Here is a 14,838-nt window from a genome sequence, read left to right on the forward strand (position 1 = left end):
CATGTAACGTGTTTCGTATGAGCGAGAGCACGGACTCCGAACGCGCCACGCCCGGCTTCCTGGTGTGGCGCCTGTCCACGAAGTGGCGCGTGGCCGTCGACCGGGCGGTCGCGCCCCTGGGGCTCACCCACGCGCAGTACTCGCTGGTGGCCTCGCTGTACGGCATGCAGCGCGACGGGGAACGTCCCAGTCAGCGCCGGCTCGCCGACCACACCGGTCTGGAGCCGCTCTACGTCTCCAAGCTCGCGCGGGCCCTGGAGGCCGCGGAGCTGATCGAGCGGACCCGCGATCCGCGCGATCCGCGGGCGGTCCAGCTCGCCCTCACCGAACGGGGACAGGACGTCACCCGACGGGCCGTGAAGGTCGTCCAGGCGCTCCTGGAGCAGTTGCTGGAACCATTGGGCGGCCTGGACAGCACACGCACCCGGACGCTCACCGGCGAGCTGACGGCCCTGCTCGGCGTACCGCTCGAGCTCCCGGTGAAGCGGCCTGAGGCTGCCGGGGCGGCGGGGACGGCGGACGGGACCGCCTGATCCGGCGGCCCGCCTCGGCCCCGCCCCCGGCCCCGCGTCGCCCGTCCGGCGGCCCTGCGCACAGGTCCCCGGCACTCCGGCCCGGTGCTGGAATATTCAACCGACCGTCCCGGTTGTCGGCGGCGAAGGAGGTCACCAGTGGACACGACCTACGAGACGACGACCGGCGCCGAGTACTACGCCCACGGAACGCCGTCCGAGCGGTGGGAGCGGGCACAGCTTTTCTTCGGCGCGAAGGAGTACGCCGCCGCCGCGCGGGTGCTCGCCGGACTCGTCGAGGAGGTGCCGGAGCAGACCGGGCCGCGGCTGCTGCTGGCCCGCGCCTACTACCACTCGGCCCAACTGCGCCGCGCCGAGGCCGAGTTGCGGACGATCGTCGACCGTGACCCGGTGGAGCACTACGCGCGGCTGATGCTGGGCCGCACCCTGGAGCGGCAGGGGCGGCACGAGGAGGCGGGACCGCAGCTGCGGCTGGCCGCCGCGCTGTCCGGGGAGTTCCCGCAGGACTGACCCCTCACGGACCCGGGAGGACCGCCCCTGTGGGCCCGTCCTCCCGGACACGGTCCAGGGGGCTGCCGGCGAGGCGGGCTCCCCGGACCGGACGTGCTCAGACCGCCCGGCGGCGGCGGTGCGCGATCTCCCCGAGCACCACGTCCACGACGATGAAGCCCGCCAGCGGAATGCCCAGCAGCGGGACCAGATACCCGACCACGGCGACCGCCGCCGCCAACGGGACGAGGACGAGCGGCGGGACCTGGGCCCAGGCCCCGCGCGGGACGGGCCGGCCGAACGCGGAGCCGCGGCCGCGCCGCCACCACATCAGGTAGCCCAGCACGATCAGCAGGATCAGAGCGAGCGCGAGGAGCATCAGCGCTATCTGGTTGACCAGCCCGAACAGGATGCCGGTGTGCAGGTCGATGCCCCACCGGGTCAGCTTGGCCAGGAGCGGGTAGTCGGCGAACCGCGAGACGTCGGTGACCTCGCCGGTGGCCGGGTCGACCGCCACGGCGTCCTGCTTCTCGGGCCAGCTGCGCTGCACCTGCTTGACCACGTACGCGGAGGACGCGTCCGCGGGCGGGACGATCTCGACCGGGTCGCCCAGCCCCTCGGCCCGCGCGGCGGCGAGGATCCTGTCGAGCCCGACGCCGTGCTCCGCGTCTCCGCCGCTGCCGGACGCACCGGCGTGACCGGCATGGTCGCCACCGGCCGCGGCCGCCGACACCGACGGGGTGGACTGGCCGAGGGAGGTGCGCAGTTCGTCGATGTTGGCGCCCGCGTACGTCGACCAGGTCAGTCCGGTCGCGGAGAGGAAGAGGAAGCCCACCGCGGCCCACGCGCCGATCGTGCCGTGCAGGCCGAGGGCGCGGCGCCGTCCGCTCGTGCCGCGCACCTTGCGCAGGGCGCGACGGCGGGAGAACCACAGCGCGAGGCCGCCCGCCGCGATCACCCAGAGCCAGCTGGCGGCGAACTCGCTGTACAGGCGGCCGTTCTCGCCGAGGTGGAGATCGCGGTGGAACTCGTCGATCCAGGTGCGCAGGGGCAGCGCGCCGGTCGAGCCGTACTGCTCCAGGGCGCCGCGCACCTGGCCCGTGTACGGGTCGACGAACACGGCCAGGGCGTGGGTGGCGTCGACTCCCTCGACGCCCGTGAGCATCACGCGGGTCGTGGCGTCGTCCTCGGGCGACGGGCGTACGGCCGAGACGGCGCCCTCGGGATGGGCCTTGCGGGCCGCCTCCACCTGCGCGGAGATCGGCAGCTTCGTGTCACCGGCCGGCACGTTCATCTCGTGGGCGTACACGAGCTTCTCGGCCTGGAACGCGCCGGCGTAGAGGAACCCGGTGACCGCGGCGACGAGCAGGAAGGGCGCGACGAACACGCCGGCATAGAAGTGCAGACGCAGCACCAGCGGGCGCAACGGGGCCCACGGACCGCGGGACTTGGGCGCGCGGGCCGCCGGCTGCGGGGCCTCGTCCGACGAGGGTCCCCCCGCTCCGGCGGAGCCGGGGGCGGGGGAGGTCGGGAGATCGGTGGACATCGGCGGGCTTCTCCGGGGTCGAAGGGGGCGAGGGGAGCTTGAAGGACCAGGGGGACGAGGGAGACGAGGGGGCGAAGGGCCGAAGGGAGCCGCCGGGCAGGGGCTCTCGGGAAGGCTTTCGGCCGTGACGTCCCAGTAGTCGGGGCGGAACCGACCGGAGTTCCCGTCCCTCGAAGTGACCCGTGTCACACGCCATCGGTCATGGGATGCTGACCGAATGGCAACTCCCAGTCCCCGCGCCCCGCTCGGCGAACGGATCGAGGAACTCCTCGCCCCCGGCGACCCCTTGCCCATCGTCGCGGCCGGCGACCCCGTCCTGCGAGCCGGCGCCGCGCATTACGACGGCGAGCTCGAACCGGCTTTGCTGGCCCGGTTCGTCGAGGCCCTGCGCGTCACGATGCTCGCGGCGCCCGGCGTCGGCCTCGCCGCGCCGCAGGTCGGGGTGGCGCTGCGGATCGCGGTGATCGAGGACCCCGCGCCGGTGCCGGACGAGGTGCGGCTGGCCCGCGGCCGGGTGCCCCAGCCGTTCCGGGTGCTCGTCAACCCGAAGTACGAGCCGGCCGGTCCGGAGCTCGCCGCGTTCTTCGAGGGCTGTCTGAGCGTGCCGGGCTACCAGGCGGTGGTGGCCCGGCACGCGGAGGTCCGGCTGACCGGAGAGGACGAGCGGGGGCGGCCGCTGGACGAGGTGTTCACGGGCTGGCCGGCCCGCATCGTCCAGCACGAGACGGACCACCTCGACGGGCTGCTCTACCTCGACCGGGCCGAACTGCGCTCGCTCTCGTCCAACCGGACGGTGCTGGAACGCTGGGCGCAGCCGACCCCGGCCGAGGCGGCGAGCGCCCTGGACTTCCCCCTGCCGTAGACGGTTCCGCCCTGCGGGGCCGACGCGGTCGCCGACGGCAGCGACGGCGCGCGAGCGCCGGGCCCGGGAGGCGCCGGTGCCGGGGCGGGCTGCCACCCGGGCCTGCGGGCCGGCCCCCCGCGGGGCAGTCCGGCGGGCAAGCCCGGCCCGTCGTGGGTCAGTTGTCCCGGAAGGCCTCCAGCAGGCGGAGCCACACCTCGCTGATCGTCGGGTAGGACGGGACCGCGTGCCAGAGACGGGCGATCGGGACCTGGCCGACGACGGCGACGGTCGCGGAGTGGATGAGCTCGCCGACGCCGGGGCCGACGAAGGTGACGCCGCGCAGGATCTCCCGCTCCAGGTCGACGACCATCCGGGCGCGGCCCTTGTAGCCCTCGGCGTACAGGCCCGCGCCGGCCACCGACGACATGTCGACGTCGACGGCCCGCACCCGGTGTCCGGCCGCTTCCGCCTCCGCGAAGGAGAGGCCGACGGAGGCGGCCTCCGGGTCGGTGAAGACGACCTGCGGGACGGACTCGTGGTCGGCCGTGGCGGTGTGGGCGCTCCACGGGTCGGCCCGGTCCAGAGGCGTTCCGGCGGCGCGGGCGGCGATGGCGGCGCCGGCGATCCGCGCCTGGTACTTGCCCTGGTGGGTGAGGAGGGCGCGGTGGTTGACGTCGCCGACCGCGTAGAGCCAGTCGGCGCCGTCGACGCGCAGACTGTCGTCGACGTCGAGCCACGATCCGGGCTCCAGGCCGACCGTCTCCAGGCCGATGTCGTCGGTGCGCGGGGCGCGGCCGACGGCGAAGAGGATCTCGTCGGCCTCGATGCGCTCGCCGGTGCCGGTGACGATCACGACGACGCCGTCGGTGCGGGTCACGGACGCCACCGAGGTGCCGGTGCGCACGTCCGCCCCGGCCTCGGTGAGCGCCTCCGCGACCAGCTCGCCCGCGAACGGCTCCATCCGGTCGAGCAGCCCCTTGCCGCGCACGAGGAGGGTGACCTGCGAGCCGAGGGCCTGCCAGGCGGTGGCCATCTCGGTGGCGACGACTCCCCCGCCCACCACGACGAGCCGGCCGGGCGCGGCCTGGGCGCTGGTGGCCTCGCGGCTCGTCCAGGGCCGCACCTCGGCCAGGCCCGGCAGCGCGGGCAGCGCGGCGCGGGTGCCGGTGGCGACGACGACCGCGTGCCGTGCCGTGAGCACCCGGTCGCCCACGCTCACCGTGCGCGGGCCGGTCAGTCTGCCCTGGCCGCGGTAGAGGTCGGCGCCGATGCTCTTGATCCAGTCGACCTGGCCGTCGTCGGTCCAGTCGCCGGTGTACCAGTTGCGGCGGGCGAGGACCGCCGCGGTGTCCAGGGGGCCTTCCACGGCCTGGCGCAGGCCGGGCAGGCGGCGGGCGTCGGCGCGGGCGATGACCGGGCGCAGCAGGGCCTTGCTGGGCATGCAGGCCCAGTACGAGCACTCGCCGCCGACCAGTTCGCTCTCGACGACCGCGGTGGTGAGACCGGCCGCGCGGGTGCGGTCGGCGACGTTCTCCCCCACGGGCCCGGCCCCGAGCACAACCACGTCGTACAGGTTGGTTTCCGTTTCCGTCATGGGGTCAGTCTGGTGGGTGGTGTGCGCGGTGGCCACACGGGTAGGGGCGCGGAATACGCGAGCGGCCGGCCGTGTTGGCGCGGACGGCTTCACCTCATGCCAGGGAGCGCCTGGCAGGGAGCACCGGGAAGAAGGATGCAGGTCATGAGCAGCACCGTGGAGCTCACCAAGGAGAACTTCGACCAGACGGTCACCGAGAACGAGTTCGTCCTGATCGACTTCTGGGCGTCCTGGTGCGGGCCGTGCCGTCAGTTCGCCCCGGTCTACGACAAGGCCGCCGAGGCGAACCCGGACCTGGTGTTCGGCAAGGTGGACACCGAGGCGCAGCCGGAGCTGGCCGCCGCCTTCGGCATCCAGTCGATCCCGACGCTGATGATCGTGCGGGACCGGGTCGCGGTGTTCGCCCAGCCGGGCGCGCTGCCCGAGGCCGCCCTCACGGACGTCATCGGGCAGGCGCGCGAGCTGGACATGGACGAGGTCCGCAGGTCGATCGAGGAGCAGCAGGCCAGGAGCGGGGCCGACGGCTCCGCCGCCCAGGGCGAGTGAGCCCGGGAAACGCTGCCTAGTGCCGCGGCAGGCAATGTTCGCCCGAGAAGGAGCGGCGTCTGGTGCGTGCTGTCGGCGTGCCGGGCGGAAGCACTCGTACTGGACGTACTCGGGCTTTCGCCCGGTGCGGCGAGAGTGCGTGCCAGGCGTCGTGACGGGGCGAACATTGCCTGCTGCGGCACTAGAAGGGGTAGGGCGCCACGTCGCTCCGCACCGTCGTCCAGCGCACGTCGGTGAAGGCCTCCAGGTTGGCCTCGCCGCCGAAGCGGGCGCCGGTGCCGGAGGCGGCGACCCCGCCGAAGGGCGCCACGGCCTCGTCGTTCACGGTCTGGTCGTTGATGTGGACGATGCCGGTCGGGACGCGCTCGGCCAGGTCGAGGCCACGGGCCGCGTCGCGGGTGACGATGCCGAGCGAGAGGCCGTAGGAGCTGCGCGCGGCCAGCGCCGCGGCCTCGTCCGCGGTGGTGAAGGAGCGCACCGGCGCCACCGGGCCGAAGACCTCCTCGGCGTACGCGGGGGTGTCGTCGTCGACGCCGGCGAGGACCGTCGGGCGGTAGAAGAGACGGTCGTGCGTGCCGCCCGCGGCGAGTTTCGCGCCGGAGCCCGTGCTGGCCTCCACCAGAGCGTGCACCTTGGCGCGTTGCCCGTCGTCGATGAGCGGTCCGAGGTGCACCTGCGCGCGGTGCGGGTCGCCGACGGCGAGGGCGTCGGCCTTGGCCGCGAGCCGCTCGACGTACTCCTCGTAGAGGGAGGCGTGCACCAGGTGGCGGCCGGTGGTCATGCAGATCTGGCCCTGGTGGAAGAACGAGCCCCAGGCGGCCGTGGAGATGACCGCGTCGAGGTCGGCGTCCTCCAGGACGATCAGGGCGGAGTTGCCGCCGAGTTCCAGGTGGGCGCGCTTGAGGTGGCGTCCGGCGGCCTCGCCGACCGCGCGGCCGGCCGCGGTGGAGCCGGTGAAGGAGATCACCGGCACGCGCGGGTCGGCGACCAGGGCCGCGCCGGTCTCGGCGCCGCCCGGCAGGACGTGCAGCAGCCCGTCCGGCAGACCCGCCTCGGCGAAGACGGCGGCCAGGGACAGTCCGCCGCACACCGCCGTGCGCGGGTCGGGCTTGAGGACGACCGCGTTGCCGAGCGCGAGAGCGGGCGCGACGGAGCGGATCGACAGGATCAGCGGGGCGTTGAACGGGGAGATCACGCCCACCACGCCGACGGGCACCCGCCGGGTGTAGGACAGCCGGGGCGCCTCGCTGGGCAGGACCTGCCCGGCCGGACGGGAGGCGAGAGCGGCGGCCTCGTAGCACTCCTGGGCGGCGACGTGCAGCTCGAAGTCCGCCTTGCCGGGTATGGAGCCGGACTCGCGGACGATCCACTCGCGCAGTTCCTCGGCGTGCGCGGCGAACAGGTCGCCGGCCTTGCGCAGCACGCCGGCGCGCACGAAGTGCGGGAGGCGGGCCCACTCGGACTGGGCGGCGCGGGCGGCCTCGGCGGCGGGACCGACGTCCGCGCCGCTCGCGAGGACGACCGTGCCCAGCGGGTCGCCGGTGGCGGGCTCGGTAACGGTGTGCCGGGGGCCGGACAGGGCACGGGGCTGCCAGTTCTGGGGGTCGAGCAACGGCATGAGGGCTCTCCGATCGGTGACCCGCGGGACTTGCCGTTCTCACGGGGAGAAGGGGAAGTCCCGTGCAGGTGGCCGCCAGTTCGGCGGCGGCATGGCGGGATGCGGTGATCCGGCGCAGCCGGGCGAGCTGCATCCGATGAGCGAACGCATCCCCATCTGGTTGAGCACGCAACATCTTAGTCATGCCGCAGGACGATCGGGTCGCCTCACGCACGCGTCGATCGGTCCGGCGCGGAGCGCGACCGCGCCGGGCGGCCCTCTCGCCGACGGGAAGCCCCGGCCGAACACTTCCTTGACCAACTTGCTTGACTTACAAGGGACTTGGGGGGCCGACCGCCGGCCGGAACCGTGGCGCAGGCCCGGGCCGGGGGCACGCCGGAACCGTGGCGCGGGGTCGGGCCGCGATACGGGCCGGCGTCGTGGTTCAGCTGGATTCACGGTGCACGACCGTGGCCCCGAACGGCTCGTGCGGCTCGGGGGCGGCGGCGGGGTTGCGGACGGCCCGGTCCACCAGTGAGGCGAGCTCACGCCCCGAAGGCAGCGCGATCCGCACGGTGCTGAGCCGGGGCCGCAGCAGCCGCCCCAGCACGAGGTCGTCGGCGCCGACGACGGCGACGTCCTCGGGTACCCGGACCCCCGTCTCCTGCAGGGCGCGCATCAGCAGCATGGCGTACTCGTCGTTGTAGGCGAACACGGCGTCGAGGCCGAGGCCGGACCAGCGGGCGGCGAGGGCGGCCGCGGACTCCTCGCTGTAGGCGAGGGGCAGTTCGGTCACGGTGGCCCCCGTGCCGGACAGGGCCTCGCGGGAGCCGTGGAGGCGGGGCGCGGAGAACACCTCCATGCCCCGCCCCTCGGGGACGACCACCCCGATCCGGCGGCGGCCGCGCGCATACAGATGGGCCGCGGCACTGCGGCCGACGTCGGCATGGTCCAGGCGCAGCGCGTGGGCGCCCTCGACGGGCGCGGGGCTGAGGGTCACCACGGCGCGCGCGCCGGACCGCTTGAGGACGGCGACCCCCTCCGGTCCGATGCCCGGGGTGGGCACCAGCACGGCGACGGGCCGCAGTTCGGCCCAGGCCCGGGCGGCGTCGTCGCCGCACAGTCCGGTGGCGCCGTACTGGACGACGGTGTACTCGAGGCGGGCGAGCGCCCCCTGGAAGTCGTGCACGAACTGGCTGTAGAGCGGGCCGGCCGGGGCGGGCAGCGTGGGCATCAGGACCACGCGGCTGTGTCCCGCGCGCAGGGCGCGGGCGGCCGCGTGCGGCACGTACCCGAGTTCCTCGGCCGCCTGGCGGACCCGAAGACGGGTGGGCTCGCTGATGCGCACGGCGCCGGCGTTGTTCAGGACGTAGGAGACGGTCGCGCGCGAGACGCCGGCCAGGCGGGCCACGTCGGCGCTCGTGGGCACGGGGCGCGGGGCCGGCGACTTCGTCGGCGCGGGCGTGTTCGGTATCTGCACCATGACGTACGGCATCTTGGCAGACGCCGCTTCCGGGGTCCGGGGCGGGGGACGCCGGATCCGACAGACCGTCAACGAACATGTTCGTGACGTACTTGTTCGTGACGAACATGTACGTCATACTCGTGGCATGACAGCACGCCCCGACACCCCGCGCAGCCGCCGCGAGCGCCCCGCCAAGCCCGCCCTGACCAGGGAGGGCATCGTGGGAGCCGCCGTGGCGGTGCTGCGCGCCGAAGGACTTCGCAAGGTCACCATGCGACGCCTGGCCGAGGAGCTCGACACCGGCCCGGCCTCCCTCTACGTGTACGTCCGCAACACGGCGGAGCTGCACGCGGCCGTGCTCGACGAGCTGCTGGGCACGGTCGGCCCGGCCCCCGCCGGGGGCGACTGGCGCGAGCGGCTGGAAGGGGTGCTCACCGCGTACACCGCGATGCTCCTGGAGTACCCGGACCTCGCCCGCTCGGCGCTCACGGCGCGGCCCAGCGGCCCGCACTACCTGAACCTCATCGAGACGCTGCTCGCCCTGCTCGACGAGGGCGGGGTGCCCGCCGCCCAGGCCGCCTGGGGCGTGGACCTGCTGCTCCAGCACGCCACCGCGACGGCCGCCGAGCACAGCGAGGAGGCCTCCCAGGAGGACTGGGACGCCCTGCGGCACGCGGTGCGCACAGCCTCCGAGCAGACCCATCCGCACACGGCCGCCCTGGCCGGCCCGCTGCTGTCCGGCCCTCCCGCGGCCCGTCTGTCCTGGGGGGTCCAGGCGCTGATCAACGGCATCGAGCGGACCGCCACACCCTGCTGATCCACGAACCGTCACACCCTGCTGCCCCACCAAGGAGACCCACCATGGAGCACCACCCCATAGCGATCGTCGGCGCCGGACTCGGCGGTCTCACCCTCGCCCGTGTGCTGCGCGTGCACGGCATCCCGGCAGCCGTCCTCGATCTGGACGCCTCACCCGCCGCCCGCACCCAGGGCGGCATGCTCGACATCCACGAGGACTCCGGCCAGGAGGCCCTGCGCGCCGCCGGACTGCACGAGGCGTTCCGGAAACTCGTCGTGCCCGGCGGCGAAAGCGTCCGCGTTCTCGACAAGGACGCCGTGGTCCGGTACGCCGAGGACGACGACGGGGCCGGCGGGCGCCCCGAGGTCGAGCGGGGCGCCCTGCGCCGCCTGCTGCTCGACTCGCTGCCCGAGGGAACCGTCCACTGGGGCGCGAAGGTCACCGCAGCGCGGGCGCTGGAGGGCGGGCGGCACGAGGTGACCCTCGCGGACGGCGGCTCCTTCACCACGGACCTGCTGGTCGGCGCCGACGGCGCCTGGTCCCGGATCCGCCCGCTGCTCTCCGCCGCCCGGCCCGCGTACACGGGCGTGTCGTTCGTCGAGACGGACCTGCTGGACGCGGACGTGCGGCATCCGGTGAGCGCCGGGGTCGTCGGCGACGGCTCCCTCTTCGCGCTCGGCCACGGCAAGGGTTTCATCGCCCACCGCGAACCCGACGGCAGCCTGCACGTCTACACGGCGCTGCGGGTCGCCGAGGACTGGGCCGACGGCGTCGACTTCCACGACGACGAGGCGGCGAAGGCCCACGTCCTGGAGCACTTCGCGGACTGGGACAAGAGCCTGCGGGCTCTGGTCGCCGACGCCGACGGGCCGCTGACGCCGCGCCTGATCCACGCGCTGCCGGCCGACCACCGCTGGGACCGCGTCCCCGGCGTCACCCTGCTCGGCGACGCCGCCCACCTGATGTCGCCGTTCGCGGGCGAGGGCGCCAACCTCGCAATGCTGGACGGCGCGGAACTCGGCCTGGCCCTGGCGGCGCACCCGGGTGAACGCGAGGCCGCGCTGGCCGCCTACGAGGAGAAACTGTTCCCGCGCAGCGCGGCCGCCGCCGCCGACTCGGCCGAGAACAGCACGGCCCTGTTCGCCGAGGACGCGCCGCAGACCGTCGTCGACCTGTTCAGCGCTCACCCCTGACCCGCCCGCCCGGGCGGGCCTCACCCCTGAGCGGACCTCGCCCCGGGCGGGTCGCCGCCGGGGGCGGCGGCCTCGCCCGCCACCCGGTCGACCAGGTCGTTCCAGCCTGCCTCCAGCCTGGCCGGCGGCATTCCGGACTGCCGGGTGAGGTGGTGGACGAGGACGGGGCTGAGGTACCCCATCAGCGCGTGGGCGAGCAACTCCGCGTCCGCGTCGGGCCGGGCCTGGCGCAGCAGCATCGCCAGGTGAGCCAGATGGACGCGGCGCGGCGGCACGGAGTACCGGCGCTCGGCTCCGGGCTCGGCCGCCAGCTGCAGGTCGAGCTCGTCGACGCAGCGCCGGAGCATGGCGACGCCGAAGGCCCGCAGCCTCTCCGAGGGCGGCGCGCCCGGCCCCAGCGGCGGCGGACCGCTCAGGAAGGCGGCCTGGAAGTTGCGCTCGGAGTGGTCCAGGAGCGCGTTGAGCAGCCCGGTACGGTCGCCGAAGCGGCGGAACACCGTGCCCTTGCCGACGTGCGCCGCGCTCGCCACCGCGTCCATCGTGACCCCGGCCGCGCCGTGCTCGGCGATCAGCCGGGCGGCGGCGTCCAGGAGCCTGGCCCGGTTGCGGGCCGCGTCGGCGCGCAGGCACGGTTCGTCGTCGAACGGCCCGAGGTGCAGCAGCTGGGACTCGCCGACGGGCTCGTCGGATTCGTCGGGCTCCGGACAGGGGGGCAGAACGGCGGACATGAACTCAGCGTAAAGCACCGGGAATGAAACTGGACCGCGGTCCGTTTGGGATGCTAGAACAATAAACGGACTTCGGTCCGTATTCGTCGCAGCAGTGTTCCAGCCTCTGGGAGTACCCATGTCAGTCCGCATCCTCGCGCTCGTCGGCAGCCTCCGCGCCGGTTCGACCAACCGCCAGCTCGCCGAGGCGGCCGTCAAGGTCGCTCCCGAGGGCGCCGAGGTCGACCTCTTCGAAGGCCTGGCGGAGATCCCCTTCTACAACGAGGACCTCGACGTCGAGGGCAGCGTCCCGGCCGCCGCTGCGAGCCTGCGCGCGGCCGCGCAGGCCGCCGACGCCTTCCTGCTCTTCTCCCCCGAGTACAACGGCACCATCCCGGCCGTCCTGAAGAACGCCATCGACTGGCTGTCCCGCCCGTACGGCGCCGGCGCCTTCGGCGGCAAGCCCGTCGCCGTGGTCGGCACCGCGTTCGGCCAGTTCGGCGGCGTGTGGGCGCAGGACGAGGCCCGCAAGGCCGTGGGCATCGCCGGCGGCAAGGTGATCGAGGACCTCAAGCTCTCCATCCCGGGCTCCCTGACCCGCTTCGCCGAGACCCACCCGGTGGACGACGCCGAGGTCGCCGCGCAGCTGACCGAGGTCGTCGCCCGTCTGCACGGCCACGCGGGCGAGGTCGCGGCCGCCTGATCGCCGTCCTGCCCCGCGGGTGAAGAACGACGGGCGGGGCCCGGAGGATCCTCCGGGCCCCGTTCGTCGTTCGCACGTCGCATCCCCGCATCCCCGCACCCACGCACCGACGGGCGTGCACGCCCGGCCGCAGGTCGGTGTCCCGCGCAGGCCGTCGGGGGCGGCCGGACAAAAGTCGTCGAAGCCGCAGACTGCATGCCTTCACGTCTGATAGGGCTGGGAAGATGCAGACCCTCTATCGACGACTGCTGGCTCTGATGCCCCGCATCGGCGTCCAGGTGACCGACCTCGGACCGGGGACGGCGGTGGTCACCCGGCGCGGCCGTCCGTTCCGGGCCACCGGTGCGGGCAGGGACACCTGGGTGCTGCGGCGGACCCGGGACGGCGAGCGCCCCGGAGTGCGCGAGGGCGAGGCCGTACGGCTGGGCGGCACCGACGCCGTCCTCCTCATGGACGCCCCGGACCGGCGCGACGAGCGCAAGCTGCAGCTGGCGGCCGCCGAGTACCTGTGCAGCCAGCACGTCACGGCGATGCTGGAGCTGTACGGCGTGAACTGCGTCTTCGACGTCGGGGCCAACGCCGGCCAGTACGCCAGGCGGCTGCGCGGGCTCGGCTACACCGGCCGGATCGTGTCCTTCGAGCCCACGTCGGAGACGTTCGCCCGGCTGGAGAAGGCCGCCGCGGACGACCCCGCCTGGCGGGTGTACCGGTGCGGCCTGGGCCGCGAGGAGACGACGGCGCAGATCCACACCGGGTGGAAGACGATGAACTCCCTGCTGTCCGCGAGCGACTACGGCAAGGGCCGCTACAGCCGCTTCACCCAGGCCGACACCGAGGAGATCCGCGTCCGCCGGCTGGCGGAGGTCATGGACGAGGCGATGGAGGGCCTCGCCGAACCGCGCCCCTTCCTCAAGATGGACACGCAGGGCTACGACCTGGAGGTGTTCGCCGGGGGCGGGGAACGTATCGCGGAGTTCGTGGGCATGCAGTCCGAGGTCGCGGTGCTCAGGCTGTACGAGGGCAGCCCCGGCATGGGCGAGGCCGTCGCGACGTACGAGGCCGCGGGCTTCGGCATCACCGGGATGTACCCGGTGACGCGCGAGGCGACCACGGGACGGGTCATCGAGTTCGACTGCGTGCTGATGCGCGCGGCCGCCGCGCCCGCGCCGTAGAGCCGTCGCACGAGTCCGCGGCTCCCAGCCGCTCGGCGGCCCGCGGGCCGGTGAGGGTCGTCCGCGACAAAGAGCACAGGACGCCGAGCGAGAAGGCGACGCCGCTCCGCGGCACATGCACCCCGGCCGCGCGCAGCACGGGCAAACACCGGCAGCAAGGGCAGCACCGGCGGCACGGGCGGCACCAGGTCCGGGAGCGGGCGGACTCGGAGGCGGTCGGCCACGCCGAAACGCTTCTCCGCGGCCTTCGGCGATCCTGGCAAGCCACGAGGACGGGACCGTGTCACCCGCCGGACGGCGGGCAGGTTCCGCCGAACGGCGGTGCTCGGGAAGGCGGCCGTCCGAGCGACCATGAGCCGCACGATCCACCGCGCATCCGCGCGTTCCGTATGAGGAGCAGCCCATGACGTCCCAGCCGCCGCCCTTCGACCCCGAACTCGCCGCCGCCCTGGAGCTCATCAAGGACGTGATCCAGCCGGGGCTGTCCCCGGAGGACATCGAAGCCGTCCGCCGGGGACCCGGCATCGCGCTCCTCGCCCAGCTCGACCTGACCGCCGGCGGGTCCTTCGAGGTCGAGGACCGCACGGTCCCGGGGCCCGAGGGCTCCCCCGAGATCTCCCTGCTGATCTGCCGTCCGACCTCACCGGCCCCGGACCGGCCCCGCCCGGTCGTCTACCACGTGCACGGCGGCGGGATGGTCCTCGGCGACAAGCGGGACGGCATGGGCGTGATCCTTGACTGGGCGCGTGAACTCGACCTGGTCGTGGTGTCCGTGGAGTACCGGCTGGCCCCCGAGCACCCGCATCCGGCGCCGGTCGAGGACGTGTACGCCGGTCTGCTGTGGACGGCGGAGCACGCCAAGGAGTTGGGCGCCGACCCGGAACGGATCGTCATCGCCGGGGCCAGCGCCGGCGGCGGCCTCACGGCCGCACTCGCTCTGCTGCTGCGCGACCGCCGGGGACCGCGGCCGATCGGCCAGCTGCTGATGTGCCCCATGCTGGACGACCGCAACGACACCCCCTCCAGCCACCAGATGGCGGGACTCGGCGTCTGGGACCGCACGGCCAACGAGACCGGCTGGACGGCCCTGCTCGGCGAGCGGCGCGGCGGCCCGGACGTCTCTCCGTACGCGGCGCCCGCCCGCGCCGAGGACCTGTCCGGGCTTCCCCCGGCCTTCCTCGACGTGGGCTCCGCCGAGACCTTCCGGGACGAGGTCGTCGCGTACGCCTCCCGGATCTGGCAGGCCGGCGGGGTGGCCGAGCTGCACGTCTGGCCGGGCGGCTTCCACGGGTTCGACGGCTTCGCACCACAGGCCGCGCTGTCGAGGTCGGCGCGGGCGGCCCATGTGGACTGGCTACGACGCCTGCTCGCCGAGTAGCCCGTCACGCACGCGCCCGACGGCCCGGACCCGGGCCCGCCCGCCGACTCCGGTCGCACCGGCTCCACCAGGGGCACACACGCACCGACGTCCCGCCCTACGACGCCCGCCGCAGCCCGCGACCGACGGACCTGCGGGTTGGCCCCGACGGGACGCTGCGGCCGGGCGGCCCAGCCGGCGCCGCCCGACGCGGCCGCCCCCGGGTGCCCCGCCGTCGTCCGGTACCGCGTCGTCCTGCGTCCCGCCGAACGACCGGCGCGGGCCGCCCCGGA

14 protein-coding genes and 1 pseudogene are annotated in these 14,838 nt (G+C 74.3%); 9 read left to right on the forward strand and 6 right to left on the reverse strand.

Annotated features, from left to right (window positions below; translation table 11 throughout):
* Positions 1 to 17 precede the first annotated feature (17 nt).
* On the forward strand, positions 18 to 533 hold the full coding sequence (locus IE239_RS11955) for a MarR family winged helix-turn-helix transcriptional regulator (protein ID WP_190149226.1): 516 nt from the start codon (positions 18 to 20) through the stop codon (positions 531 to 533).
* 138 nt (positions 534 to 671) lie between these two features.
* Positions 672 to 1,043: a tetratricopeptide repeat protein gene (locus IE239_RS11960; RefSeq protein WP_190149227.1), complete on the forward strand. Its 372-nt coding sequence runs from the start codon at positions 672 to 674 to the stop codon at positions 1,041 to 1,043.
* A gap of 97 nt (positions 1,044 to 1,140) precedes the next feature.
* Here the strand turns inward: IE239_RS11960 and IE239_RS11965 are convergent, their stop codons facing one another.
* The gene (locus IE239_RS11965) at positions 1,141 to 2,568 is read right to left on the reverse strand and encodes a PepSY-associated TM helix domain-containing protein (protein WP_190149228.1); all 1,428 of its coding nucleotides are present in this window, start codon (positions 2,566 to 2,568) and stop codon (positions 1,141 to 1,143) included.
* A 217-nt stretch (positions 2,569 to 2,785) separates the two neighbouring features.
* On the opposite strand from IE239_RS11965, the gene IE239_RS11970 reads away from it, so the two are divergent.
* The gene (locus tag IE239_RS11970) at positions 2,786 to 3,430 is read left to right on the forward strand and encodes a peptide deformylase (RefSeq protein WP_190149229.1); all 645 of its coding nucleotides are present in this window, start codon (positions 2,786 to 2,788) and stop codon (positions 3,428 to 3,430) included.
* A gap of 157 nt (positions 3,431 to 3,587) precedes the next feature.
* Here the strand turns inward: IE239_RS11970 and IE239_RS11975 are convergent, their stop codons facing one another.
* A complete protein-coding gene (locus IE239_RS11975) occupies positions 3,588 to 5,006 on the reverse strand; it encodes a dihydrolipoyl dehydrogenase family protein (protein ID WP_190149230.1) in 1,419 nt (472 codons plus the stop codon).
* 144 nt (positions 5,007 to 5,150) lie between these two features.
* Here IE239_RS11975 and trxA point away from each other — a divergent pair, with 144 nt between their 5' ends.
* Positions 5,151 to 5,552 carry a thioredoxin gene (gene trxA, locus IE239_RS11980; RefSeq protein WP_190149231.1) on the forward strand — a complete coding sequence of 134 codons (402 nt, stop codon included), beginning with the start codon at positions 5,151 to 5,153 and terminating at the stop codon, positions 5,550 to 5,552.
* A gap of 181 nt (positions 5,553 to 5,733) precedes the next feature.
* Here the strand turns inward: trxA and IE239_RS11985 are convergent, their stop codons facing one another.
* From IE239_RS11985 to IE239_RS11990, 3 genes and pseudogenes are all read right to left on the reverse strand, one after another.
* A complete protein-coding gene (locus IE239_RS11985) occupies positions 5,734 to 7,170 on the reverse strand; it encodes a benzaldehyde dehydrogenase (RefSeq protein ID WP_190149232.1) in 1,437 nt (478 codons plus the stop codon).
* Between the two features lie 49 nt (positions 7,171 to 7,219).
* A pseudogene (locus IE239_RS42005) lies at positions 7,220 to 7,387 on the reverse strand (4-hydroxybenzoate 3-monooxygenase); the annotation flags it as partial.
* A gap of 207 nt (positions 7,388 to 7,594) precedes the next feature.
* Entirely contained in the window at positions 7,595 to 8,644 is a 1,050-nt protein-coding gene (locus tag IE239_RS11990) for a LacI family DNA-binding transcriptional regulator (protein WP_190149233.1), read from the reverse strand.
* Between the two features lie 115 nt (positions 8,645 to 8,759).
* Here IE239_RS11990 and IE239_RS11995 point away from each other — a divergent pair, with 115 nt between their 5' ends.
* The gene (locus IE239_RS11995; RefSeq protein ID WP_190149234.1) at positions 8,760 to 9,431 is read left to right on the forward strand and encodes a TetR/AcrR family transcriptional regulator; all 672 of its coding nucleotides are present in this window, start codon (positions 8,760 to 8,762) and stop codon (positions 9,429 to 9,431) included.
* Between the two features lie 44 nt (positions 9,432 to 9,475).
* Positions 9,476 to 10,606 (forward strand): FAD-dependent oxidoreductase, encoded by a 1,131-nt coding sequence (locus IE239_RS12000; RefSeq protein ID WP_190149235.1) that lies wholly within the window; start codon positions 9,476 to 9,478, stop codon positions 10,604 to 10,606.
* A 20-nt stretch (positions 10,607 to 10,626) separates the two neighbouring features.
* Here the strand turns inward: IE239_RS12000 and IE239_RS12005 are convergent, their stop codons facing one another.
* Complete coding sequence (locus IE239_RS12005; protein WP_190149236.1) at positions 10,627 to 11,334, reverse strand: TetR/AcrR family transcriptional regulator; 708 nt, start codon at positions 11,332 to 11,334, stop codon at positions 10,627 to 10,629.
* Positions 11,335 to 11,452: 118 nt separating this feature from the next.
* On the opposite strand from IE239_RS12005, the gene IE239_RS12010 reads away from it, so the two are divergent.
* The 3 genes from IE239_RS12010 to IE239_RS12020 all read left to right on the forward strand — a co-directional run bounded on the left by IE239_RS12010 (position 11,453) and on the right by IE239_RS12020 (position 14,566).
* Positions 11,453 to 12,016, forward strand: a complete 564-nt coding sequence (locus tag IE239_RS12010) for an NAD(P)H-dependent oxidoreductase (RefSeq protein WP_190149237.1) — start codon at positions 11,453 to 11,455, stop codon at positions 12,014 to 12,016.
* A gap of 224 nt (positions 12,017 to 12,240) precedes the next feature.
* On the forward strand, positions 12,241 to 13,188 hold the full coding sequence (locus IE239_RS12015) for an FkbM family methyltransferase (protein WP_190149238.1): 948 nt from the start codon (positions 12,241 to 12,243) through the stop codon (positions 13,186 to 13,188).
* A 403-nt stretch (positions 13,189 to 13,591) separates the two neighbouring features.
* Positions 13,592 to 14,566 carry an alpha/beta hydrolase gene (locus IE239_RS12020; protein ID WP_190149239.1) on the forward strand — a complete coding sequence of 325 codons (975 nt, stop codon included), beginning with the start codon at positions 13,592 to 13,594 and terminating at the stop codon, positions 14,564 to 14,566.
* The last annotated feature ends 272 nt before the right edge of the window (positions 14,567 to 14,838 follow it).

Source organism: Streptomyces humidus, assembly GCF_014649655.1.
Lineage (GTDB): Bacteria > Actinomycetota > Actinomycetes > Streptomycetales > Streptomycetaceae > Streptomyces > Streptomyces humidus.